General features: G+C 44.0%; 1 protein-coding gene. It reads left to right on the forward strand.

What is annotated here, in order from left to right:
• On the forward strand, positions 1 to 595 hold a 595-nt coding region (locus ACXJJ8_RS15430), incomplete at both ends, for an ABC transporter substrate-binding protein (protein WP_499031866.1).

The following is a 595-nucleotide window of genomic DNA, read 5'->3' on the forward strand; positions in this document are numbered from 1 at the left end:
CTTTGAGAAGAAGCATCCGAACATTAAAGTCAAAGTGACGAAAACGCCTTACGAGCAATTTGATTCCAAGCTTCAATCCTCCATCGCTGCGAATAATTCACCTGACGTCACGTCTCACTGGGGCTATGGCGGATTTATGGAGTATTACAACAAAGGAATGCTCGCTGACCTCAGCTCGATTATGCATGCAGATGGATTCAAAGCTTCCGAATATAACATTCCAGATGACGTGATGAACATTTACAAAGTTGACGGTAAATCATATGGCATTCCACTTAATAGCTATGTCACCGTCATGCTCTATAACAAAGACTTATTTGACAAAGCCGGGCTGGCCTATCCGCCAACGGATTACAACGATAAGAGCTGGACGTATGACAAAATGGTGGAGTATGCAGCCAAATTGACAGTGGATTCGAAGGATATGAACAAGGCCCAATATGGTTTGGATTTCGGTTGGGGCGAGCGTGATCAAAAACCGCAATATTTTGGAGCCAACGTCTACTCCGACGATACTTGGAAGAACGGTGGACAGCCTTCCGCCATCAATTTGAACAAACCTGAAGTCATTGAAGCTTACAAGAAGATTTATGGG

Source organism: Lysobacter sp. P5_C4, from assembly GCF_054049695.1.